We start from the raw sequence: 24,697 nt of genomic DNA on the forward strand, positions 1-24,697 counted from the left end.
ACATAAAAGTGGATATACGCATATCCACTTTTATTATATTTTAAGCATAAAAATGTATATAATAAGAATAAGTAAAGTGTTTGCTATTATTTTAAATAAAAACAATTCATTAAGTCTTAGTGATGTAAAAATAATGTGTATTTAAAAAACAAAACGAATTGCGATTTATGATTTTGTTTCATATATTTAGCATAATTCTTGATATTTAATTTAATACGCTATGAAAACGCATTTGAAATCTCTCTGGGCTGCTGCCGTAGTGGCAACAGGTCTGACATTCAGTATGACATCAGCTCAAGCAGCTGACCGTACTATGCTCAATGTCTCCTATGATGCAACACGTGAATTTTACGATGAGTTCAATAAATCCTTTGGTGCTTATTGGCAAAGTCGTACAGGACAAACGGTTGACTTTAAACAGTCACACGGGGGTTCAGGTAAACAAGCCCGTTCGGTCGTGGATGGTCTAAAAGGGGATGTGGTGACCTTGGCCTTAGCCAATGACATTGAAGAAATTGTCAAATCAGGTCAAATTCAGCCGGGTTGGCAAAAAGAGTTCCCAAATAACTCTGCACCTTATACATCGACCATTGTGTTCATGGTACGCAAAGGCAACCCGAAAAAAATTAAGGACTGGTCTGATTTAACCAAACCGGGTGTACAAATTATTACGCCTAATCCTAAAACAGGTGGTCTACCACGTTGGGTGTATCTGTCTGCTTGGGGTTACGCACTGAAACAACCTGGTGGCAATGAGGCCAAAGCCAAAGAGTTCGTAGGTAAAATGTACCATAACGTGAAAGTCATGGACTCTGCGGCACGGGCGTCTATGACCACCTTTGCAGAACGTCGCATTGGTGATGTGTTATTGACTTGGGAAAATGAAGCCTTAGTGACACAAAAAACTTTAGGTAAAAATCAGTTCGATATTGTTTATCCATCGATCTCGATTTTAACCGAGCCTTCGGTGGCAATCGTGGATAAGACCGTGGCGAAAAATGGCAACAAGTGGTTAGCACAGGGTTATATCAACTATTTATATTCACCACTGGGTCAGGAAATGGCGGCGAAACACTTCTATCGTCCACGTAATGCTGCGGTTTTAGAAAAATATAAAGCGCAATTTCCACCGTTAAAAACCTTCACCATTGATGAAGTGTTTGGTGGTTGGGCCAATGCTCAAAAGACCCACTTTGTGAATGGGGCGACTTTCGACCAAATCTATAATAGCCGTAAATAATCCAGTTAATTATTTCAGCTGCTGCTTACAAAGCCTCCCTTGGGAGGCTTTTTTGATAATGAATGCCGTTTAAAAACGGTTTTGTCTATGAAAAGTAATATTTCCCTACAAAAAGTCGTTTGGAGCTTTGTTAAAACAAGGTAATAATGTGCAGTTACATTTTTCCTTCCGATCATATTGAGTCTTTATGTCGCATATTTCTGTATTACTTCACGAAACTGTTGATGCTTTGGTAGCAGATCGCAATACAGGGATTTTCATTGACGGGACGTTTGGTCGTGGCGGACATACGCGTTTGCTGTTGTCTAAGCTAGATGAAAATGCACGTGTCTATGGTTTTGATAAAGACCCGCAAGCACTGGAAACAGCCGCGATTTTAGAACAAGAAGATCCACGTTTTAAAATTATTCATGCCAGCTTTGCTGACCTTAAACATGAGTTAGAAGTACGCGGCATTGGCTTGGTCGATGGGGTTATGGCCGATCTGGGCGTGTCTTCACCGCAGCTTGATCAGGCGGAGCGTGGTTTTAGTTTTATGAAAGATGGACCACTGGATATGCGTATGGACAATTCAAAAGGTCCAACCGCAGCGCAGTGGTTGGTTAATATTGAGGAAGAGGCGTTAGCCAATATTATTTTTCAATATGGTGAAGAGCGTTATAGCCGTCGTATTGCCAAAGCGATTAAAGCGGCCGGATTGATTGAAACCACAGCGCAGTTGGCTGAAATTGTGAAAGTAGCGCACCCGAAATGGGAAAAAAATAAACATGCCGCAACACGAACTTTCCAAGCAATTCGTATTGCCATTAATAAAGAATTAGAAGATATTGAAGTTTTCCTACCGCAAGCGGTAGAAGTATTAAAACCGAATGGTCGCTTGGCTGTGATTAGCTTCCATTCCTTAGAAGATCGATTAATTAAACAATTTATTCAAAAAGAGTCGACACTTGAGGAAGACATGGGTTGGGGTATGCCACAACAACGACCCGATACACGTCGTTTAAAGAAAGTATCACGTGTGAAAGCAAGTGATACCGAGGTTAAAGCCAATCCACGTTCACGTAGTGCATGGCTTAGAGTTGCAGAGCGCTTAGCACTTAAAGGCGAATAATGAAAACTGAAGTCGTTGAAAAAATTCCAACAAAGTTAAAGTTTAAGAAGCTGATTGCCTATGCCATTTTATTGGTGCTGGTATTTATTAGTGCCATGATGGTGGTGTTTCAAGTGTTTGAATACCGTCATGACTATCGTGAAATGAGCTCTTTTATGCGCGAGCGTGATGACTTAAATGCAGAGTGGGGCCGTTTGCTGATTGAACAGCAAACTTTTGGCGCAACTGCACAAATTGGAACGCGCGCGGTGACGCAACTGCGCATGTATTCACCACCTGCGGCGCAAACCGTAGTGATTTCTTTACCCACGACTTCAGAAGACAAAAAATAAGGCCGCTGTAACATGGTAGAAAAGCGTAAACCCACTCGTAAAAAACAGCAAGCGGTGACTGAAAAATCGGCTCTACAGGTTGAAATGTGGCGCTTTTATCTCATGTGGGCGGTGGTTTTAGCTTGCTTTATTGCTTTGGTTGGACGTGCTTTTTACGTACAGGTCATCAATACTGAGTTTTTGCAAAACAAAGCCAATGCCAATATTTTAAGAACTGAAAAAATTAAAGCCATGCGCGGTGTGATTTATGACCGTCATGGTGTGCCTTTGGCGATCAGTACGCCGATCATGAAAGTGGTGATTGATCCACGTGATTATTTTGATAATAAAAAACTGTTTGATGAGATTACTGCTGAATTAGCCAAAGATCCGCACAATCGTAAATTGAAGCGTCAATTACCAGACAAAAACCTAAATCTGGATGAACTGGCTGATGCTGTGGGCATGGATCGTGCAGAACTGAAGCGGAAGCTGAATGAACGTCCGCGTTCGCGCTACTTGGTCTTGAAAAAAGAAGTGCCACCTCAGCAAGCTGAACTGATTGCGAAACGTGAGTTCCAAGGGGTGTATACCGAAAAGAACTACAAGCGTTACTATCCGCAACCACAACCGAATGCGCAAATTATTGGTTTGACCAACAGTGAAGGTTCGGGTATTGAAGGTTTAGAAATGCAGCTGAATCAACGCCTGTCGGGTATTGATGGTGAGCAGCAAATTGTTCGAGATAAAAAGGGCAATCGTTTTAAAGATGCAGAGGTAATTAAAGAAGTTGAGCCAGGCGAAAATATTACGCTCAGTATTGACTCGCGCCTTCAATACATTATGTACCGTGAACTGACCGCTGCTGGTGTAGCCAATAATGCACGTTCTGCAACAGCAATTGCGGTCGATGTGAAAACAGGTGAAATTTTAGCGATGGCGTCTTGGCCGTCGTATAACCCGAACGATAAAAATAGTTTGTCCAATAAAGACGCCATGCGTAACCGTGGTGCGGTTGACTCTTTCGAGCCGGGTTCAACCATGAAGCCTTTGACTATTTCAATGGCTTTGGAAAGCGGAAAATATATGCCGAATACAGTGGTCAATACCACTCCGGGCTCAATGCGAGTCGGTAACCACACCATCAGAGATACGCATAACTACGGTCCACTAACTTTGGGTGGGATTATTCAAAAATCGTCTAACGTGGGTGTGGCTAAAATTGCTTTGTCTCTCCCTTATGCAACTTTACCGACTTTTTATAAACGTCTAGGTTTTGGTCAGCGTTCTGCGGTTAAATTTCCGGGTGAAAGTGGTGGTTTAATTCTTCCGCCAAGTAAATGGAATGTATCGGAAGTCGCGACCATGGCGTATGGCTATGGCTTAAATGCGACTGTGCTGCAACTGGTGGATGCTTATGCCATGTTGGCTAACAAAGGTGTGAAAATGCCTTTGAGTTTGTATAAGTTAGATGCGCCGCCCCGTGGTGAACAAATGATTGATCCAAAAATTGCGGATCAAGTTTTGTTGATGATGGAAACGGCAACTTTACCGGGTGGTACCGCGACTCGTGCGACTATTCCGGGTTACCGGGTGGGGGGTAAAACGGGAACCGCGCATAAGTTACGTGCTGACCGTAAAGGTTACTCAACCAATGAATATCGTGCACTTTTTGCTGGTGTAGCACCAGTCAGCGACCCGCGTTTAGCGATGGTGGTTGTGGTCGAAAACCCGCAAGGGACCTACTATGGTGGTACGGTGTCTGCGCCTGTATTTGCCCGTGTTATGCAAGAATCCTTACGTTTAATGAACGTGCCTTTAGATAAACCTTTAGATGCTCCTGTAATCAAGAGATAGGTGATGAATGTCCATTACATTTCAACAACTCTACACCGCTAACCAAAACGCTGGATGGATGGCACAGCCATTTCAAGGTTTTGTTCTTGATAGCCGTAAAGTACAGGCAGGGCAAATTTTTATTGCGCTGACATCACTTTCACAACCTGAAAAAACCGTGCAGTTTGCACAAATAGCCTTGGATAAAGGGGCTTTAGCGGTGGTGAGTGAAACTGAGCTTGCACTTGAAAACAGTATTGTGGTGCCGAATGTGCGTCACTTGATGGGAGGCTGGCAAAAGCAATTTTTGTTGGCCACTAGCCAAGTCCAGCCTGCTCGTATTTTAGCGGTGACAGGAACCAATGGTAAAACCACCATTTCTCGTTTGGTTGCTGAACTGTTGATGTTGCAAGGTCAGTCTTGTGCTGTGATGGGCACGACAGGTAATGGCATTTTACCGAATTTAGAAGCATCGTCGCATACCACCTTGGATGCGCTGCACTTACAAAATGCACTGCATAGCTATGCCAAGCAAGGGGCTGAATTTGCATCGATTGAAGCCTCTTCACATGGTTTGGAACAAGGCCGTTTAGCGGGCAGTGAAATTGAAATTGCTGCGTATAGCAACTTAAGTCGCGACCATTTGGACTACCATGGCACGCTTGAGGCCTATGCCGAAGCTAAATCTCGCTTGTTTCAATTTCCATCATTGAAAGTTGCAGTCATCAATCTGGATGATGAGCACGCTGGAGTCATGATTCAAGCGGCAGAAAATAATCCAGCCCAACCGAAAATTTTAACCTATTCAACCACGCAGCCTGCAGACTATCAGGTGAAGAATATTCAATATAGCCTGACGGGTGCGAACTTTAGCCTGTGTACGGCACAGGCCGAATATCAGGTACAGAACCCATTATTGGGTCATTTTAATATTGAAAATTTGGTCGCAAGTTTAATTATGGTTGAACAAGCGGGTTTTGATTTAGCCGATGTGGTTGCTACGACAGCACAGCTCAAAGGTGCACCAGGCCGTATGCAAGTGATTCGTGATGATGCGCGTTTGTTTGTGGTTGATTATGCGCATACGCCTGATGCTCTAGTGCAAGTCTTAAGCACGTTGAAGCGCCATGTGGAACAACAACTCTGGGCAGTATTTGGCTGTGGTGGAGACCGCGACCGTGGCAAACGCCCACTCATGACCCAAGCAGCATTAAACGGAGCAGATGTGGTGTTGTTGACTTCAGATAACCCACGGACTGAAAATCCTGAGCAAATTTTTGCCGATATGAAAGCAGGTGTTGATTTCTCAAACCGTGTGGTTCATGAAATCCATGATCGTCGTGAAGCGATTAAATTTGCCGTTCAACAGGCCCGAGCGGGTGATATTGTCGTGATTGCCGGTAAAGGTCATGAAAACTATCAAGAAATAGAGGGTGTTCGGCATTGGTTTGACGATGTCGTCGAAGTGCAATCCGCGATTGATGCACAGCACCACACTACTGATTCTGCTTATCCTGCACACTAAGGAAGTCGTATGCATACCTCAACAACAAGCACAGTGCCTTTAGTGTCATGGACCGCCGCACAGTTACTCGAAGCAACCCAAGGTTATTGGCTAAATGATCAAGCGCCAAATACTGAAATTAAGCGTATTTTGACGGATTCGCGTGATGCAGAAGCAGGAGATGCTTTCTTAGCTCTCAAAGGCGAACGTTTTGATGCACATGCTTTTATTACGCAAGTTGCTGAACAAGGTTGCCAAGTGGCCATTGTTAGTCAGCCTATAGAGGCAGAGATTTGTCAGTTGGTGGTGCCTGATACACGTTTGGCATTGGGACAGCTGGGGGCTTATCGCCGTGCACAAAACCCACAGCTAAAAGTGATTGCGCTGACGGGTAGTAGTGGTAAAACCACCACCAAAGAAATGTTAGGTAGTATTTTGTCACGTATAGCACCAACGTTGGTGACCCGTGGCAATCTGAATAATGACTTGGGTGTGCCAGTCATGTTATTGGAATTACGTCCTGAGCATCAATATGCAGTGATGGAATTGGGTGCAAGCCATCAAGGTGAAATTGACTATACTTCGAATTTGGTTCAGCCCTTGGTGGCAGGCATTATCAATATTGGTACAGCACACTTGGGTGAGTTTGGTGGACGCGATGGCATCTGCCGTGCCAAGTCTGAGATTTATGCGCATATTGCCCCAAATGGCACATCTATTGTTCCTGCGGCTGATGATTTTGCCGATAGTATTCGTCAAGCAGTGCAAACTGAACAGGTGCTCAGCTTTGGTTCGGGTGGTGAAATCTTTGCCACTGAGATTGAGTTACAGGCACAATCGGCAACGTTTAAGTTGAATACCCCGCAAGGCGTGAGTCAGGTGAATTTACCATTTGCTGGGGAGCATAATGTTCAAAATGCAACCGCTGCGGCAGCTTTTGCTTTAGCGATTGGTATTAGCTTGGATGATATCGTGCTTGGCCTTGAGCAAGCGGTCGGTGCAAAAGGGCGTTTGAACTTTATTCAACAAGGTCGTCATTTGTTGATTGATGATACCTATAATGCCAACCCAACCTCTATGCGTGCCGCTGCTGAAGTGCTTGCACAGCAAGAGGGGGTTCGAGTGATGGTGATGGGTGATATCGGTGAGCTAGGTAGCTCTGCTGCACAGCAGCACTATATGCTGGGGCGTGATTTGGTCTCGGTGAAAGGGCTGAACTTCGTGGTGGCTGTTGGTGAATTTGCACCTGCGGCACAAGAAGGCGCACGCAGCACGCAATATGGCAAAAAGATGCAGGCTTTTTTAACTCAAGAGCAGGCTTTGCCGTTCTTACTCAGTTTAATTGAAACACATCAACCCCAGTCTATGAGTTTCCTGTTTAAAGGTTCTCGTTATACCCATATGGAAACGTTGATGGCTGATTTGATGGAGAAACTCTAAATGTTGTTATGGTTATTTGAACAACTGGCGGGCTACCATAGTTCGTTTCAGGTGGTTCGTTATTTAACATTGCGTTCCTTGCTCAGTGTTTTAACCGCACTGACCATTGGTCTAGTGCTCGGTCCTGTGATGATTCGCAAGTTGCAAGCACTCAAATATGGTCAAGCCGTGAGTTCATATGCTCCTGAAAATCATGCCAAAAAAATGGGCACACCAACCATGGGTGGTGTGTTGATCTTACTCTCAATTGGTATCTCTACACTGTTGTGGGCAGATTTATCCAACCCATATGTATGGATTGTCTTGGCAGTGATGGTGATTTTTGGTGCAGTGGGTTGGGCCGATGACTGGATCAAGATTCGCTATAAAGACAATGCAGGCTTACCTGCCCGTAAAAAGTTCTTTTGGACCTCGCTTGCTTCATTGGGTGCAGGTATTGCGCTGTATGTAATTGCGCAGCAACAGACCAATCCTGTACATACCGCAAATATGCTGGATCTGCTAATTCCATTTTTTAAAGATTTAAGTATTCCTTTGTCGGTGATTCCGTTGGGTATTGGTTTTATTATTTTCACCTATTTGGTGATTAATGGTGCATCAAATGCCGTGAACCTAACCGATGGATTGGACGGTTTAGCGATTATGCCTGTGGTACTGGTTGCTGCAGGTCTAGGTGTATTTGCATATCTGGCTGGTGATGTCCGTTTTGCCAATTATTTACATATTCCTTATGTACGATTTGCCTCTGAATTGGTGGTGATTTGTGCAGCCATGATTGGCGCGGGTCTAGCCTTCCTTTGGTTTAATGCACACCCAGCACAGGTCTTTATGGGCGATGTGGGTGCATTATCATTGGGTGCAATGCTCGGTACAATTGCGGTCATGGTTCGTCAGGAAATTGTCTTTGCTATTATGGCTGGTGTGTTTTTGGTCGAAGCGATTTCAGTCTTCTTGCAAATTGGCTCCCTCAGAATGCGCAATAAACGCGTGTTCCTGATGGCGCCACTACACCACCATTATGAGAAAAAAGGCTGGCGTGAAACCCAAGTGGTGATTCGTTTTTGGATTATCACAATTATGCTGGTAGTTTTAGGGCTAATGACCTTAAAATTGCGTTAAGCAAAAAGTATGAAAAGAGTCGGTATTTGCCGGCTTTTTTTATGCCTGAGGTAATGTCTTGGAGAAAATAATGAATCTGCTCATGTGTCCTGTGTGTCGTGAGGCTTTAACTTTAAACGAAAGAACATGGCGCTGTGCGAATTCACATAGTTATGATGTGGCGAAACAAGGCTACGTCAATCTGCATGTCGTTCAACATAAGCACAGCAAAAATCCGGGGGATACGCCTGAGTCGGTACAAGCCCGCCGTGCCTTCTTAAGTGCAGATCATTACGCGCCTTTACAGCAAGCAGTGATCAATAAGGTGCGTGAGTTACGTATTGAAAATTTACTCGATATCGGCTGTGGTGAAGGCTATTACACCGATGCGATGCAGACTGAAGTGCTGCAATGTGTCGGTGTAGATATTGCAAAAAATGCAGTGCAAGTGGCTGCGAAAATCAATAAAAAGATTACTTGGGTTGTGGGTACAGGGGCAACTTTACCGGTGCTAGATCAATCAATTGATCTGTGTAGTAGTTTGTTTAGCCCGATTCCAAAACAAGAGATTTTAAGGGTGCTCAAACCGCAAGGATATTTGTTGGTGGTGACGCCGGCGCCTCAGCATTTATATGCAATGCGTGAGGCTTTGTTTGAAGAGGTGAAGCCGCATGAACCGAGCAAATTTGTAGAACAGTTGAGTGATGCATTTGACTTGGTGAGTGATGGTGTCGTCGATGCTGAACTTAAGCTTAATCAGCAGGATTTAAAAAACCTGATTGCGATGACCCCTTATGCCTATAAAGCAAAACAAGAGCGCCGTGAAGCTTTAGAGGCTCAAACAGCTTTTGAACTACACGCCCAGTATCAAATTTTACTGTTTCAGAAAAAAGCATAAGTATATAAAAGCCCGCAGATGCGGGCTTTTTTTATTGGACTTGATCAATCAAATGATCGAGCGCATCCGATTTAGGTTTTGGTTGTTCTTTGGGTACTTGCATGGTGGGTGGGGTGCTGTTCTTTGGAATCAACGCTTCCTCTTCACCTGGCAAATCATCAAAGTCACGCTCAGGAGCACGTGGAACCACCACCGGTGCAGGGCGATACAACGGTTGCGCCAAAGGTGGGGTTGGGCCTAAGTTGCTCTGTGGTGCTTCTTTCTGATGGCGTTGAATCGGCGCTTTGGCTTTGGCATCGAGCTGAACCCACGCCGAAGGTGTACCTTGTAAGGCTTTGGCCATGAAGTCTGTCCATATCGGGAGCGCAGCCACACCGCCGTATTCGCGGCGTCCTAAAGTCGTTGGTTGGTCGAAACCGACCCACGCTACGGTCACCAATTTGCCATTAAAGCCAGCAAACCAAGCATCTTTTGCATCATTGGTGGTTCCTGTTTTTCCGCCCAAGTCATCTCGTCCAATACGTAGCGCAGCACGGCCTGTACCATGTTGAATCACGTCTTTTAAAATATTCGCCATATCATAAGCAGAACTGGATTTTAAAATACGTTGCGCTTGGCGATAGTCACTGTTGATCTCAACTGGATTCGTCGATTTTTCAACAGGGTTCAGCTCTTGGTTGGTGACTTCAATTACTTCATCATCAGGCGTGATGGTGTCAGCAGACTGAGGATTTGATTCTTGTTGAGAGATACAACTGATACATGCATATTCAGGGTTGTTCTGATAAATGACCTTGCCATAGGCATCTTCAATACGATTGATGAAGTGCGGTTGAATACGATAACCGCCATTGGCAAAGGCTGAGTATCCAGTAGCCATTTGAATCGGTAAAACCTGAGGTGTTCCTAGTGCAATGGTGTAGTTACGGGGAATCTGTTCATCAGTTAAGCCAAAGTCCATGAACAATTGGCGTGTCCGTTCAATGCCCACAGTTTGTAAGAGTCGAACTGACACGGTGTTACGCGATAAATAGAGTGCACGACGCAATGGAATCATGCCTAAATAGCGACCATCGGCATTGCGTGGTGACCATTTCCCAATGGTGATTGGGCTGTCATTGACCATGCTATACGGTGTCATCCCGCGCTCTAAAGCGAGTGCATAGACAAAGGGTTTAATAATCGAACCTGGTTGGCGCCAGCCTTGTGTGGTTCGGTTAAATTTAGATTGATAAAAGTTATAACCACCGACCAGTGCTTCTACAGCGCCATTGTTTGGGTTAAGTGCAATCAGCTGGCCCTGAACTTTAGGCAGTTGCACCAAAGCCCATGAGGTTTTGTTGTCATTGGGGCGCAGACGTACAATGTCTTTTACTTTAACAATCTGAGATGCTCTTGATGGTGCACCGCCTACGGCATTCGCGTTGCGATAAGGACGTGTCCAAGACATGCCAGACCATGGTACGGTTACCGTTGAGCCATCTTGCATTAAGGCATCAAAACTATTTTGATTCACACGGGTAACTTCGGCAGGGAAGGTGTTGGCAAATGCACTAAAGCTACTTAAGGGTTTGTCATGAGCTTCCGCACCACGCCAACCATGACGACGGTCATAGGCTTCTAAACCATCTTGTACCGCTTGTTCGGCATAGGCTTGGCGTTCACTGTTGATGGTGGTGTAGACCTTATAACCAGAGTCAATGGCATGCTCGCCGAACTTTTCAATCAGTTCGCTGCGGACCATTTCACCGATGTAGGGAAATCGGTTACTTACCCCGCGGTCAGGCATATCGAGGTTAATTGGTTCAGCAATCCCTTTTTCATATTGGCTTTGGTTAATATAGCCTAGCTGCAGCATGCGACCCAAAATCCAGTTGCGACGTTCTAAAGCACGTTCGGGGTTGACCACTGGATTGTATTTAGACGGCGCTTTAGGCAGACCTGCAATCATTGCCATTTGTGCAATGCTGAGTTCGTCTAAGCTTTTGTTGTAGTAAATTTTAGCTGCCGCTGCGATACCGTAGGCATTTTTACCCAAGAAAATCTTGTTGACATAGAGGGTTAAGATTTCCTCTTTCGTCAAGTTTTGTTCAATTTTTCGGGCTAGAAAAACCTCAGTCAATTTACGTTTTAATGTACGCTCGGGACTGAGATAATAGTTTTTTGCCACTTGCATGGTGATGGTCGAGCCACCCGTTTGGACATTTGAGCCAGTAATACTTTCACTGACTGCACGTCCTAAACCTTTAAAACTGATACCACTATGCTCAAAAAAAGAAGAATCTTCCGCCGCTAAGAAGGCATGAATAAAACTTCGTGGGATCTGATCGTAATCTACGGGTACAGATAGCTTGCCACCGTATTCCGAAATGAGTTGGTTATCCGCACTATAAACTTGTAAAGGTTTTAGTAATGGCGCCTTTTTTAGAGTTGTCATTTGCGGCAAAGATGGGGCAATATAGAGATACATGCCATAAAAACCCATTGGAATTGAGACCAACATTATAATAATGATCAAAAAAAATGGATGAACACGGCCCGAACAAGATAGCTTTTTCATAACAAGTAAGTTTTAATAAGAGCTAATGGCAAACTAATTAGCGGTCAGTATATCCTGTACACATACGGAATGTTAGATGAGTTATTGTATCCGTATAAAATTATAGACGCGGACTAATTAGTGGGTTACTTTTTTTGGGGATAAAAAAATAATAGGAATGATACTGTGCTCAGGTTATATCGTAAGCCAAGTAAGGGGTTAATAGGAGTAGATATTAGTTCGACTTCTGTTAAGGTATTGGAACTTTCTGTTAAAAACAATCGGTATTGGGTGGAGAGCTATGCACTTGTCCCTTTACCAGAAGGAAGTGTGGTCGAAAAAAATATATTGAATCCAGAAGCAGTTGGTGATGCCCTCGAGCGTGCGGTAAATTTGGCCAATGTTCAATCGACAGACGTAGCACTGGCAGTTCCGACGTCCATGGTGATTACTAAAATCATTGAAATGGATGCCGATATGAACGATGACGAACGTGAAATTCAGATTCGTGATGATGCTGAGCAATATATTCCATTCCCTTTAGATGAAGCGAGTTTGGACTTTGAAGTCCTTCCAGACCGTTTAGCCAATCCAAATCGTGTCAATGTACTCCTCGTTGCAACCCGCATTGAAAATGTAGAGGCACGTGCCGAAGCATTGGAGTTGGGCGGTTTAACGCCTAAGATTGCCGATGTTGAAAGTTTCGCCATTGAAAATGCATTCAAAGTCTTTTCAGATACGCTTCCAATGGGCGTAAATACCGTTGGGATTTTAGACATTGGTCATACCATGACCACCTTGTCCGTTATGAGAAATAATAAAGTCATTTATACGCGTGAGCAGGTGTTCGGGGGGAAACAACTGACCCAGGAAATTCAAAACCGTTATGGTTTATCTTTTGCGGAAGCAGGGCGTGCCAAAAAAAGCCGTACTTTGCCTGATGATTATGATATTGAAGTCCTTGAGCCATTTCTTGAAGCTTTAGTGGAGCAAGCTGCACGCTCTATGCAGTTCTTCTTTGCGTCCTCTCAATTTAATGAGATCGACCATATTTTATTGGCAGGGGGGAATGCCAATATTCCAGGACTGGCGAAGTTATTACAACAAAAATTAGGTTATCGGGTCACCATTGCCAACCCATTTTTACAGATGGGCTTTTCTCCACAAATCGACATTAAAAAAATTGAAAATGATGCTTCATCACTCATGGTGGCATGTGGATTGGCATTGAGGAGTTTTGATTAATGGCAAAAATAAACCTACTCCCTTGGCGTGATGCGTTAAGAGAGAAACGAAAAAAAGAATTTATTGCCTATTGTGTTGGGGCTGCATTAGTTGGGGTTTTAGCTGTTGCTTTGGCGTGGTTTTTTTACAGTCAAAAACTTGAAGATCAAGAACAAGCCAATCAGTTGGTGGTGAGTACCAATCAAAACTTAGATGTCCAATTAAAGTCATTGGAAGGTTTGCAATAACAGCGAAATGCGATTGTTGAAAGGATGAAGTTGATCCAAGGCTTGCAAGGTCAACGTCCTGTGGCTGTGCGTTTGGTCGATGAAATGGTACGTGTTACACCGAGTAATATGTACATTATTAAGTTTGTGCGTACAGGTGATAAATTTACCATTGAAGGTAAAGCGGAAAGCCCGAATACAGTTGCGGAATTCTTACGTAATCTCGAAGCATCTGCGTGGTATCGCAATGCCTTTATGAATTCATTCTTGGTTGCTGAAGAGAAAAAAGATAAAGCACCAAGTTCTATCGTGCCACGTGTTGAAGAAACCTATGGCACCTTTGTGGTCACGGCAGATTTAGATGAGATTGCACAGCCAGTAGCGCCTGATGCGACTACACCTGAAGCCGCAAGCACAGTTAATAATTCAACAGCGGGGGCAGCACAATGAGTCGCGATGAATTTGAAGAATTAACATCAGAAAACCATGCTGTAGCCAAGAAAAAAATGACGGTTGATAAATTTTTTCAACAGTTTAATACCTTAGATCCAAACAATTACGGTAGTTGGCCCTTTTCAGTCAAATTGACTTGTTGGATCTTTATCATTTTAGTGATTGGGGCATTGGGTTATTTTGTCGTGATTAAGCCGAAGCTTGATGCGATTTCAAATGCACATGCGCAAGAGCAAAATTTACTGAATGAGTTTCGTGAAAAAGATTCAAAATTACGTAACTTGCAGCAATATCAAGCGCAATTGCAAGAAATGGAAGCCAATTTCAATCAGCAATTAGAACAGTTGCCGAAAGAAACTGAAATTCCTGGTTTGGTTGAAGATATCAACGTGAGCGGCGTAAATTCTGGATTAAAGTTTAAAAATATTCGTTTAGAGCCAGAAATTCGCCAAGAGTTCTTTATCGAACAACCGATTTCCATTGAAGCGACGGGTGATTATCATTCTTTTGGTTCATTTGTCAGTGGAATTGCAGCTTTGCCGCGTATTGTGACCTTGCATGACTTCGATATCTCAGCATCAAGTAATAATGAGAAAAAGACGGATATTCCGCAAATTTCATATAGTGTAAAAGCGAAAACCTACCGTTATGTCGGGGCGACAGCTGCTGCAGGTGTGGAAAATACAGCCAAAGCAGATGCAGGAGGTGCTCAGTAATGAAATATCAAAATCTCATGCTTAGTCTCTGCGTAGGACTATTCCTTGTCGGTTGTGATTCACGTATTGATGCGGTCAATATGCAAATGGCTGAAATTCGCAATCAGCCACCATTGCCGATTGAGCCTGCGCCAGATTTTCCACCTGTCCCGACTTTTAATTATGCCGCACATCAATTAAAGAGCCCGTTCATGCCAAGCTCATTAGCGGCTGAACTGAAGATTATGGCTGGAAAGCGTGTTTATCCAAACCTAGCTCGCCAATCACAACCCTTGGAAAGTTATGCGATTGAATCGCTGAACATGAAAGGCAGCATGCGCGGTCAAAATGGACAAATTTTGGCGTTGATTCAAACACCAGATGGTGAAATTGAACGCGTGCAGCGTGGTAGTTATTTGGGGATGAATCATGGTCGTGTGATTAATATCACCGCTACACAAATTGATTTGATTGAAATTATTCCGGATGGGCGTGAGGGCTATGTCGAGCGCCCGAGAAGCCTAGTATTAATTGGGCCGGCGCCTTAAAAAAGGAAAAGGAATAAAAATGAAAAATAGTGTTAAAGATTTTATATTTGGGGATGGCAATACGATGAACCATATGTTCCGTCAGTTTTCAATGGGTGCAATTGCAATGGCGGTGATGCAGGCTGCAAGTGCGCAAGTCAGTATTACGAATATTGTGCCGATGCAAATTCCGGGACAGGGAACAGAAATTCGTGTCATGTTCAACGGTTTGCCACCACAGCCGCAAGCCTATCAGTTGGAACAGCCATCACGTTTGGTTTTGGATTTTGATAAAGCACAGCAGAGCTTAAAACAAGGCAGCATTGCGGTGGCAACGGCTGAAGCAAGTACAGTAGATGTAACTTCAGATGCGCAGCGTTCACGTTTAACTGTAAATTTGGCTGATGCCGGTGCATTTACTACACGTGTTGAAGGTAATACCTTTATTCTGAAAATTAACTCAGTTAACCCAGCGCTAGCAACACCTGTTGCTGCAGCGCGTTCAGAGCAAGGTATTTCAAATATTGGATTCCAACGTGGTTCAGACGGCGAAGGCCAAGTTGTCATTGATTTAAAAGGTAGCAATACCCCTGTCGATGTGAAACAACAAGGCAGTAAAATTGTGGTGCGCGTTTTGGGGAATAAAATTCCTGCCCACTTATCGCGCCGTCTCAATGTGAATGATTTCGCAACGCCTGTATCGACCATCGATGCACAAAACGATGGCAGTAACGGCCTGATCACGATCCAATCGAATGGCAGTTTTGAATATATGGCTTATCAGGCTGAAGATAAGCTCACCATTAGTTTAAAGCGTCCTGAAGATAAAAATCCAATGAAGCCTAAAGCACCAAGTGCTTATACAGGCAAAAAGATTTCTTTAGATTTTCAAGATATTGAAGTGCGACGTGTATTACAGCTCTTGGCTGATTTTACAGGCATTAACATGGTGGCTTCGGACACAGTACAAGGCAATATTACCTTGCGCCTTAAAGATGTACCTTGGGATCAAGCACTTGATATCATTATGAAAACCAAGAACTTGGATAAGCGGCGTAGTGGTAATGTGATTTGGATTGCACCTGTAGCTGAACTGATCAAATCTGAGGAAGATGAAGCTAAAGCCATTGCACAAAGCATTAAGCTTGCACCGATTCAAACTGATTATATTCAATTGAGTTATGCAAAATCGGCGGATGTGTTGAAATTGTTAGAAGACTCCCGTGACAGTAAAGGCAGTGTGTCGAATCGTACAGCGGGTTCGGAGTCATTGGCTTTAGAAAGCTTATTGAGTGCTCGTGGTAGTGCAGTTTCTGACTCGCGTACCAATACGCTCATTATTAATGATACGCAGCAAAATATTGACAAGATTCGTCGCATGATTGACTTGCTGGATGTGGCGGTGAAACAAGTGATGGTTGAAGCCCGTATTGTCACAGCAACTACTGACTTTTCTCGCGAATTGGGGATTAAGTGGAGTGCGAAGAAGCTGAGCGGTAGCCCAGTATGGGGCGGGGATTTCCAGCCAAGTTTTGATTTGGGTGTGGATTTAGCAACAAACACTGCTGGTACGTTTAACTTTGGTTTATTGAAAATTTCAGACTATATGTTAAACCTTGAACTAACCGCACTTCAAGCGGATGGTCATGGTGAAGTGTTATCAGCGCCTAAAGTACTTACTGGCGATAAACAGAAAGCCTATATCTTGCGTGGTACAGAGATTCCTTATCAAACTTGGAGTGCGACAGAAGGCTTAAAAACCGAGTTCCGTGCGGCTAACTTAAAGTTAGAAGTGACTCCAAGCATTACCCCAGATGGCAAAGTTCAAATGGCACTCATGGTTGAGAAAGACTCCATTGGTGCGATTACTAGTGATGGTATTGCGATTGATACCAGTGAGTTGCAAACCAATGTATTGGTTGCAGATGGTGAGACCGTCGTGCTCGGTGGTATTTTTGATGATGTGAAACGCAATGATTATCAAAAAGTACCATTCTTAGGTGATTTACCCGTAGTTGGTAATTTATTTAAGAATAATACCAAAACTACCATGCAAACTGAGTTGCTGATTTTTGTGACACCACGAATTGTTAATGACAGTGTTTCAAGAAATCATTAATATATTTTCAATTTGAACAAATCTAAAAGGTGACTCCTTGCCAAGCAAAGAGTTTGAAACCCTACCAAATATTTATTTGGTAGGGCCTATGGGGGCTGGAAAAACAACGGTAGGACGACATTTAGCTGAACTGTTAGGGCGCGAGTTTCTTGATAGCGATCATGAGATTGAGCGTAAAACAGGGGCAACGATTCCATGGATCTTTGAAAAAGAGGGTGAGCTTGGGTTTCGTAGTCGTGAAACGGTTGTAATCGATGAGTTAACCTCCCGACCCAACTTGGTCTTGGCCACAGGTGGTGGGGCGGTGACTCAGGCTCCAAATCGCGTATTCCTAAAACAACGGGGTATCGTTGTTTATCTTTATACTCCTGTAGAGATTCAACTACAGCGAACCTATCGTGATAAAAATCGCCCACTGCTTCAAGTGGAGAATCCTGAACAAAAGTTAAGTGACTTACTCAACGTTCGAGATCCTTTATATCGTGAAGTTGCCCATTATATTATCGAGACCAATCAAGGGGCTGCACGTGATCTTGCGCAGCGTATCTTAAACTTGATTCTTGTGAAGTAGTTTTGATTCAGTTTTGAAGTGATTTGATCCATGCAAACCTTATATGTTGAACTTGGCGAACGCCGTTACCCGATCTTTATTGGTAGTGACTTAGATCCGAAAGCTTTACTTGAGCCGTATATTTATGGGCGCCAAGTGATGATTGTGAGTAATGAAACGGTCGCGCCTTTGTATTTAGCACGTTACGTGGCAGCAATTGAAGCGTTGGGAAAAACAGTTGCAACGTGTATTTTGCCCGATGGTGAAAAGTATAAGAATATTGAGCACCTCAACCTGATTTTTGATGCATTGTTAGCGTCAGGCTTCAACCGTGATTGTACAGTTTTAGCTTTAGGTGGTGGTGTGATTGGAGATATGGCGGGCTTTGCTTCAGCATGCTTCCAGCGTGGGGTCTATTTTATTCAGGTGCCAACGACACTTCTTTCACAGGTTGATTCGAGTGTCGGTGGTAAAACAGGGATTAATCATCCACTGGGTAAAAATATGATCGGGGCATTTCAGCAACCGCAAGTGGTCTTGGCGGATATGTCTCAACTTAAAACGCTGCCACCACGTGAGTTATCAGCAGGTTTGGCAGAAGTGATTAAGTACGCACTCTTGGGCGATGCTGACTTTCTCACTTGGTTGGAACAACATATGGATGCTTTGGTGCAGGGTGATGAAGCTGCACTGGCTGAAGCCGTATATCGCTCTTGTGCCCATAAAGCGCGTATTGTCGCCAATGATGAAAAAGAACAAGGTGAGCGTGCCTTATTGAATCTTGGACATACTTTTGGACATGCGATTGAATCTTATCTAGGCTATGGTGAATGGCTCCATGGTGAGGCTGTGGCAACAGGTATGGTGATGGCAGCAGATCTATCGCAGCGTATGGGATGGATCAGCGCAGAAGATTTGGTGCGTACAAAAAATATCATTCAACGTGCGAATTTACCGATAGTATGTCCGCAGATTCCCCTTGATGACTTTTTGGCATATATGGCGCATGATAAAAAAGTATTGAATGGGCAGGTTCGTTTGGTTTTGATGCAAGCGGTAGGGCAGGCCATCATTACCAAAACATTTGATGTAGAATTGATGAAACAGGCGATTTTAGCCAACCAAGAGCAGGCATAACTTTATTATGGCAACAACCCTTCGAACCCAGTGGCAGACAAAGCAAAATTATATTTGGCTTGCATTCGGAGGGGCATGCTTGTTTGGAGCATTAGTCTTTTGGGCCATTACAGATCAAGAGGCTGTGGTTGAGGTAGAAAAAAAGGCTGAATCCGAAGTTGAGTTGCAAATTCAGCCAGAAAAAGTCGCAACAACCGCCCATTTAGGCTCATTCCTCGATGAAGTAAAACCTTTGGATATGACGACACGTGTTGTAGCAATCGCGCAGCATGAAGCTGAATTCCGCGGTACCAAGTTTATTCAGGAAAATAAAAAGAACAGTACAATTGAACTGTTTAGAGTTTCAGAAGAAGCGATTATTAAGCGTTTTTTGCAGAGGCAATCTGATCGTCAGGCTTTTAGCTACTTAAGACTGACAGGTGAAAACCAAATTGAGCAATATGTGCTGATCTATGGTGTATATAAAAATGCCAATGAGGCGCAAAAGACATTGGTGGATTTAAAACTGACGTTGCCGAAGTCGGTGCAACCCAAAGTTGAAAAAATTGAAAGTTATGCTGAATATGTCAATGACCTCGGTTCTGATGAACTTGGACTTAGCAATAAGCTCTATGCCGTGCAGTTGAAACCAGCCGCTGTGCCCGTGATTGATGAAGCCGCGCTTGCTGCGCGTCAACAAGTGGCACGTGCAGCAGTTGCACAAAATAAACAATCGACAACATCGACGACGGTTACTCGTCGTGATGCGGATGGAAATGTGGTTGATGTGCAAAATTCACAAACAAGCGTAGATAATGCGCCACAAAATAAAACAAATGAACCTGAAGTGACCGACCCCTTTAATTAAAATTGGTTCATTATGGCGCATCAAAAAATGTAAATACCATATGTGCACAAATATAGTGCAATAAATTGATTGTCTTCGAACTAGATTTTTACTTAAAAAACACAAACCTAATAAAACTAAAGCGCTTAACATACAAAATTAATAATTGGCACAAAATTTGCTTTAATGGTGCATGAATTGAGTTGATGTCACTGTTTTGGCGCAAAAAAGATTCGATTTATGAGCGAAATAGTAGCGGCCAAGTGCCTTAAATAAGTGCGTGACTGCTGCATACATTTTTTCAATTAAGACATGCATAAAGACGAAAATCAGTCTATCTTGGGTGTGAAGAAAAAATGCTGTACTTCAATCAGAATCTGAATATGAGTCAATTGAACGAATCGGCAAGAAGTAATTAGATTGTTAGACGCCCGACAGGGCCTGTAGAAAGAAGGGTACGCTATGCACATGCCATCGCCTAATACTGTAGCTCCCGCTCAAGGTTTATACCAACCGGATGAGTTTAAAGATAACTGTGGTTTTGGTTTAATCGCCCATATGCAGGGTGATGCAAGCCATGATCTTGTCAAGACTGCTATGCACAGTCTGAGCTGTATGACCCACCGCGGTGGTATTGCTGCAGATGGTAAGACAGGGGATGGTTGCGGTTTACTCTTAGCAATGCCGAAACAGTTTTTCCGTGAAGAAGCGAAAAAACTCAGTGATATTACACTCAGTGAGGTTTTTGCTGTCGGTACGGTGTTCTTAAGCCTCGATCCAGCAATTGCAACACATGCAAAACAAATTCTAAGCAAAGAAATTGAATCTGAAGGTTGCCGAGTATTGGCGTGGCGTGTGGTCCCGACCAATAACGATGCTTTGGGTTCGATTGCGATGCAGTCACTTCCTGCATTTGAACAAATTATTGTGAACTGCCCAATGGGTGTATCTGAAGTTGAGTTTAACCGTAAACTTTTCTTGGCACGCCGCCGTGCAGAACAGCAGCTTACTAATGATGCTTCATTTTATGTAACTACATTATGTTCAACAGTGATTAGCTATAAAGGCTTGATGATGCCTGAAGCGATTGCTGATTTTTACACAGACTTGGCAGATCCACGTCTTGAGTCACATATTGTGGTGTTCCACCAACGTTTCTCGACCAATACTTTGCCGCGTTGGCCTTTGGCTCAGCCATTCCGTTATCTTGCACACAATGGTGAAATTAATACCATTACTGCGAACCGTAACTGGGCGATGGCGCGTACGCCAAAGTTTGAAAACCCATTATTGCCTGGTTTAACTGAGCTTAACCCAATCGTGAACCGTACTGGCTCGGATTCTTCAAGCTTAGATAACATGCTTGAAATTCTTGTGGGCGGCGGTATGGACTTGTTCCGTGCATTGCGTATGTTGGTTCCGCCAGCATGGCAGAACGTGGAAACTTTAGATGCTGATTTACGTGCATTCTATGAGTTTAACTCGAAGCATATGGAAGCGTGGGATGGTCCTGCGGGTCTCGTGATTCAAGATGGTCGTCATGCAATTTGTATGTTGGACCGTAATGGTTTACGTCCAGCACGTTGGGTAATTACTAAAAATGGTTACATCACACTGGCATCTGAAATTGGTGTATGGGGCTACGAGCCTGAAGACGTTATTTCTAAAGGTCGTGTCGGTCCAGGTCAAATCCTAGTGATCGATACCTTCACAGGTAAAATGCTCGACACTAAAGATGTCAGCACGCATTTGAAAAAAATGCGTCCTTACCGTGAATGGTTACGTGAAAACTCAGTTCGTGTACAAGGTAGTCCAGAGCTTGAAGAATATTTATGTGATCAAGGCTTAAAAGGCGACGACCTTAAAGCATCACAAAAAATGTTTATGGTGACCTTTGAAGAGCGTGACCAATTGCTTCGCCCAATCGCTGAAAGCGGTCAGGAAGCAGTGGGTTCAATGGGTGATGATACGCCAATGGCGGTTTTGTCTCGCCAAGTACGTCATGTGTCGGATTACTTCCGTCAACAGTTTGCTCAGGTCACTAACCCACCAATCGATCCATTACGTGAATCGATTGTGATGTCATTGGAAACGTGTTTAGGCCGTGAGCAAAACGTTTTTGAACAAAGCCCTGAGCATGCAGATCGTTTGATCATTTCAAGCCCAGTGTTGTCAAATTCGAAAATGCATCAAATCCGTACGCTGGGTCGTAAGGGTTATGAAATTGCAGATATCGATTTAAATTATGCGGAAGATGAAGGTCTAGAAGCCGCAATTGCGCGTATCTGTGAAGAAGCAGCGCAAGCGATTCGCGACGGTAAAACCTTATTGGTGCTGTCTGATAAGAAAATTCGTCAAGGTTTCTTGCCTGCCAATGCATTAATGGCAACTGGTGCTGTGCATCACTATTTAATTAATGTCGGTTTGCGTACGGATGCCAACATTATTGTTGAAACAGCATTGGCGCGTGATCCGCATCAATTTGCGGTTATTTTAGGCTTTGGTGCGACAGCAATTTATCCTTACCTTGCTTATGACGTGATCAATGACTTGGTTGCAAAAGGTGAGCTATTGGGTGACCCAATCCAAGCGCAAGTGAATTTCCGTAAAGGCATTGAAAAAGGCTTGTTAAAAGTCCTTTCAAAAATGGGGATTTCTACGGTTGCCTCTTACCGTGGTGGTCAGTTGTTTGAAGCGGTGGGTCTGTCTGAAGAAGTGGTTTCAAAATGCTTCACGGGTGTACCAAGCCGTATCAAAGGTGCAACCTTTGTTGACCTTGAAAATGACCAAAAGAAATTGGCTGAAACTGCATGGAAAACACGTAAACCAATCGATCAAGGTGGTTTGCTGAAATTTGTTTTCGACAAGGAATACCATGCGTTCAACCCAGACGTGATCAATGCTTTGCATAAATCAGTGCGTTCTGGTCAATATGCAGACTTTAAAGAATATGCTGAGCTGGTGAATAACCGTCCAGTGGCAACAATTCGCGACCTATTAAAGTTAAAAACAGATAACTCGATTGCTCTAGATCAAGTGGAGTCTGTAGAAGCGATTTTACCGCGCTTTGACTCTGCAGGCATGTCTTTAGGTGCATTGTCTCCTGAAGCGCATGAGGCGATTGCGATTGCGATGAATACCATTGGTGGCCGTTCAAACTCGGGTGAGGGCGGTGAAGATCCAGCGCGTTATGGCACCATTCGTAACTCGAAAATCAAACAGATTGCATCAGGTCGTTTTGGTGTAACGCCTGCGTATTTAACCTCTGCTGAAGTCTTGCAGATTAAAGTGGCGCAAGGGGCTAAACCGGGTGAAGGTGGTCAATTACCAGGTGGTAAAGTGAATGGCTTAATTGCACGTTTACGTTATTCGGTACCGGGTGTAACCCTAATTTCTCCGCCACCGCACCATGACATTTACTCGATTGAAGATTTATCACAATTGATCTTTGACTTAAAACAAGTCAATCCTCAAGCGATGGTTTCAGTGAAACTGGTGTCTGAGCCGGGTGTAGGCACCATTGCAGCAGGTGTGGCAAAAGCCTATGCTGACTTCATTACCATTTCAGGTTATGACGGTGGTACAGCAGCCTCTCCATTGTCTTCAATTCACCATGCAGGTTCGCCTTGGGAGTTGGGTCTTTCTGAAGCGCATCAAGCACTTCGTGTCAATGACCTGCGCGGTAAAGTTCGTGTTCAAACCGACGGTGGTTTGAAAACCGGTCTAGATGTGGTGAAAGCAGCCATTTTAGGTGCAGAAAGCTTTGGCTTTGGTTCTACGCCAATGATTGCTTTAGGTTGTAAATACCTGCGTATTTGTCACTTGAATAACTGTGCAACGGGTGTTGCAACTCAACAAGATCATTTACGCCAAGAACATTATATTGGCGAGCCACAAATGCTCATCAACTTCTTCACCTTCATTGCTGAAGAAACACGTGAGTGGCTGGCAGCGTTGGGTGTTTCAAGCCTTAAAGACTTGATTGGTCGTACAGATTTGCTTGAAATGCTTCCAGGTGAAACGGAGAAACATGCGCACCTTGATTTGAGCGCATTACTGGAGTCACATCCTTCTGCGCAAGGTAAGGCGCAGTACTGTGAAGTTGAAGGTAACGCACCGTTTGATAAAGGCTTGCTTGCTGAGAAAATGGTGGCAGAAATGCTACCAGCAATTGAAGCTGGGACCACAGGTGAATATCACTTCACCATTGGTAACTGTGACCGTTCAATTGGTGCACGTATTTCAGGTGAGATTGCGCGTCGTTATGGCAACCTCAGCATGGAAGCGCACCCAGTGAAGATGAACTTGGTAGGTACTGCGGGTCAATCCCTCGGTGTTTGGAACGCAGGTGGTTTGCACATTCGATTAGAAGGTGATGCGAACGACTACGTGGGTAAAGGCATGGCAGGTGGTCGTGTGTCGATCTTCCCGCCAAAAGGTTCGCCTTTCCAAACTCAAGAAACGGCAATCATTGGTAACACTTGCTTATACGGTGCAACGGGCGGTAAATTGTTCGCGGCAGGTACAGCAGGTGAGCGTTTTGCAGTACGTAACTCGGGTGCTTTCGCTGTAATTGAAGGTGCAGGCGATCACTGCTGTGAATATATGACGGGCGGTATCGTGACCGTACTTGGTAAAGTGGGACATAACTTCGGTGCAGGTATGACAGGTGGTTTTGCGTACGTTCTTGACCTTGATAATGACTTCGTTGATCATTACAACCACGAGCTAATTGAGCTGAATCGTATTTCGACTGAATCGATGGAAGAACATAAAGAGTTCTTAAGCCGTATCTTAGATGAACACATTGCTGAGACTGGTAGTGCTTGGGCGTACAAGATCCGTAACGAGTTTGATTTCTACAGTCGTAAATTCTGGTTGGTGAAACCGAAAGCTGCCAACTTACAGACTTTGTTGAAAACCACTCAAGCTGATCCACAATAATTCCACTACTGCTGATAC

General features: G+C 43.9%; 17 protein-coding genes and 1 pseudogene. 17 read left to right on the forward strand and 1 reads right to left on the reverse strand.

From position 1 onward, the window contains the following. The first annotated feature begins 220 nt into the window (after window positions 1-220). The 8 genes from HYI04_RS01035 (at window position 221) to HYI04_RS01070 (ending at window position 9,438) form a co-directional block, all read left to right on the forward strand. Window positions 221-1,240, forward strand: coding sequence for a sulfate ABC transporter substrate-binding protein (locus HYI04_RS01035; RefSeq protein WP_039890570.1), 1,020 nt, complete (start codon window positions 221-223; stop codon window positions 1,238-1,240). 187 nt (window positions 1,241-1,427) lie between these two features. Then, entirely contained in the window at window positions 1,428-2,351 is a 924-nt protein-coding gene (rsmH, locus tag HYI04_RS01040) for a 16S rRNA (cytosine(1402)-N(4))-methyltransferase RsmH (protein WP_178895775.1), read from the forward strand. Next, window positions 2,351-2,683: a cell division protein FtsL gene (gene ftsL / locus HYI04_RS01045; protein ID WP_058870427.1), complete on the forward strand. Its 333-nt coding sequence runs from the start codon at window positions 2,351-2,353 to the stop codon at window positions 2,681-2,683. Before rsmH ends, ftsL begins: the two co-directional genes overlap by 1 nt. A 12-nt stretch (window positions 2,684-2,695) precedes the next feature. Continuing rightward, window positions 2,696-4,519 carry a penicillin-binding protein PBP3 gene (gene ftsI / locus HYI04_RS01050; RefSeq protein WP_004978097.1) on the forward strand — a complete coding sequence of 608 codons (1,824 nt, stop codon included), beginning with the start codon at window positions 2,696-2,698 and terminating at the stop codon, window positions 4,517-4,519. Window positions 4,520-4,526: 7 nt separating this feature from the next. Beyond that, on the forward strand, window positions 4,527-6,023 hold the full coding sequence (locus HYI04_RS01055; RefSeq protein ID WP_159151539.1) for a UDP-N-acetylmuramoyl-L-alanyl-D-glutamate--2,6-diaminopimelate ligase: 1,497 nt from the start codon (window positions 4,527-4,529) through the stop codon (window positions 6,021-6,023). Between the two features lie 9 nt (window positions 6,024-6,032). After that, window positions 6,033-7,442, forward strand: a complete 1,410-nt coding sequence (murF, locus tag HYI04_RS01060) for a UDP-N-acetylmuramoyl-tripeptide--D-alanyl-D-alanine ligase (RefSeq protein WP_178895776.1) — start codon at window positions 6,033-6,035, stop codon at window positions 7,440-7,442. Continuing rightward, the gene (gene mraY / locus HYI04_RS01065; protein WP_058951625.1) at window positions 7,443-8,561 is read left to right on the forward strand and encodes a phospho-N-acetylmuramoyl-pentapeptide-transferase; all 1,119 of its coding nucleotides are present in this window, start codon (window positions 7,443-7,445) and stop codon (window positions 8,559-8,561) included. 70 nt (window positions 8,562-8,631) lie between these two features. Beyond that, entirely contained in the window at window positions 8,632-9,438 is an 807-nt protein-coding gene (locus HYI04_RS01070) for a putative RNA methyltransferase (RefSeq protein WP_178895777.1), read from the forward strand. A 31-nt stretch (window positions 9,439-9,469) separates the two neighbouring features. Here HYI04_RS01070 and ponA read toward each other — a convergent pair whose 3' ends face one another. Further along, entirely contained in the window at window positions 9,470-11,998 is a 2,529-nt protein-coding gene (gene ponA / locus HYI04_RS01075) for a penicillin-binding protein PBP1a (protein WP_178895778.1), read from the reverse strand. 165 nt (window positions 11,999-12,163) lie between these two features. Here ponA and HYI04_RS01080 point away from each other — a divergent pair, with 165 nt between their 5' ends. The 9 genes and pseudogenes from HYI04_RS01080 to gltB all read left to right on the forward strand — a co-directional run bounded on the left by HYI04_RS01080 (window position 12,164) and on the right by gltB (window position 24,679). After that, window positions 12,164-13,222, forward strand: coding sequence for a pilus assembly protein PilM (locus HYI04_RS01080; protein WP_062032273.1), 1,059 nt, complete (start codon window positions 12,164-12,166; stop codon window positions 13,220-13,222). Next, window positions 13,222-13,878, forward strand: a pseudogene (locus tag HYI04_RS01085) (PilN domain-containing protein). The gene HYI04_RS01080 and the pseudogene HYI04_RS01085 overlap by 1 nt, the downstream one beginning before the upstream one ends. After that, a complete protein-coding gene (locus HYI04_RS01090; protein WP_062032268.1) occupies window positions 13,875-14,597 on the forward strand; it encodes a type 4a pilus biogenesis protein PilO in 723 nt (240 codons plus the stop codon). Before HYI04_RS01085 ends, HYI04_RS01090 begins: the two are co-directional and overlap by 4 nt. Beyond that, the gene (locus HYI04_RS01095) at window positions 14,597-15,124 is read left to right on the forward strand and encodes a pilus assembly protein PilP (RefSeq protein WP_178895779.1); all 528 of its coding nucleotides are present in this window, start codon (window positions 14,597-14,599) and stop codon (window positions 15,122-15,124) included. The genes HYI04_RS01090 and HYI04_RS01095 overlap by 1 nt, the downstream gene beginning before the upstream one ends. 19 nt (window positions 15,125-15,143) lie before the next feature. Next, the gene (gene pilQ, locus HYI04_RS01100; RefSeq protein ID WP_178895780.1) at window positions 15,144-17,222 is read left to right on the forward strand and encodes a type IV pilus secretin PilQ; all 2,079 of its coding nucleotides are present in this window, start codon (window positions 15,144-15,146) and stop codon (window positions 17,220-17,222) included. Window positions 17,223-17,259: 37 nt separating this feature from the next. Further along, the gene (gene aroK, locus HYI04_RS01105) at window positions 17,260-17,793 is read left to right on the forward strand and encodes a shikimate kinase AroK (protein ID WP_178895781.1); all 534 of its coding nucleotides are present in this window, start codon (window positions 17,260-17,262) and stop codon (window positions 17,791-17,793) included. A 30-nt stretch (window positions 17,794-17,823) separates the two neighbouring features. After that, the gene (aroB, locus tag HYI04_RS01110; protein ID WP_178895782.1) at window positions 17,824-18,909 is read left to right on the forward strand and encodes a 3-dehydroquinate synthase; all 1,086 of its coding nucleotides are present in this window, start codon (window positions 17,824-17,826) and stop codon (window positions 18,907-18,909) included. A 7-nt stretch (window positions 18,910-18,916) separates the two neighbouring features. Beyond that, the gene (locus HYI04_RS01115) at window positions 18,917-19,756 is read left to right on the forward strand and encodes a hypothetical protein (protein WP_178895783.1); all 840 of its coding nucleotides are present in this window, start codon (window positions 18,917-18,919) and stop codon (window positions 19,754-19,756) included. Between the two features lie 447 nt (window positions 19,757-20,203). Beyond that, a complete protein-coding gene (gene gltB, locus HYI04_RS01120; RefSeq protein WP_178895784.1) occupies window positions 20,204-24,679 on the forward strand; it encodes a glutamate synthase large subunit in 4,476 nt (1,491 codons plus the stop codon). Window positions 24,680-24,697: the final 18 nt, after the last annotated feature.

Source organism: Acinetobacter sp. SwsAc2 (genome assembly GCF_013391465.1).
Classification (GTDB): domain Bacteria; phylum Pseudomonadota; class Gammaproteobacteria; order Pseudomonadales; family Moraxellaceae; genus Acinetobacter; species Acinetobacter johnsonii.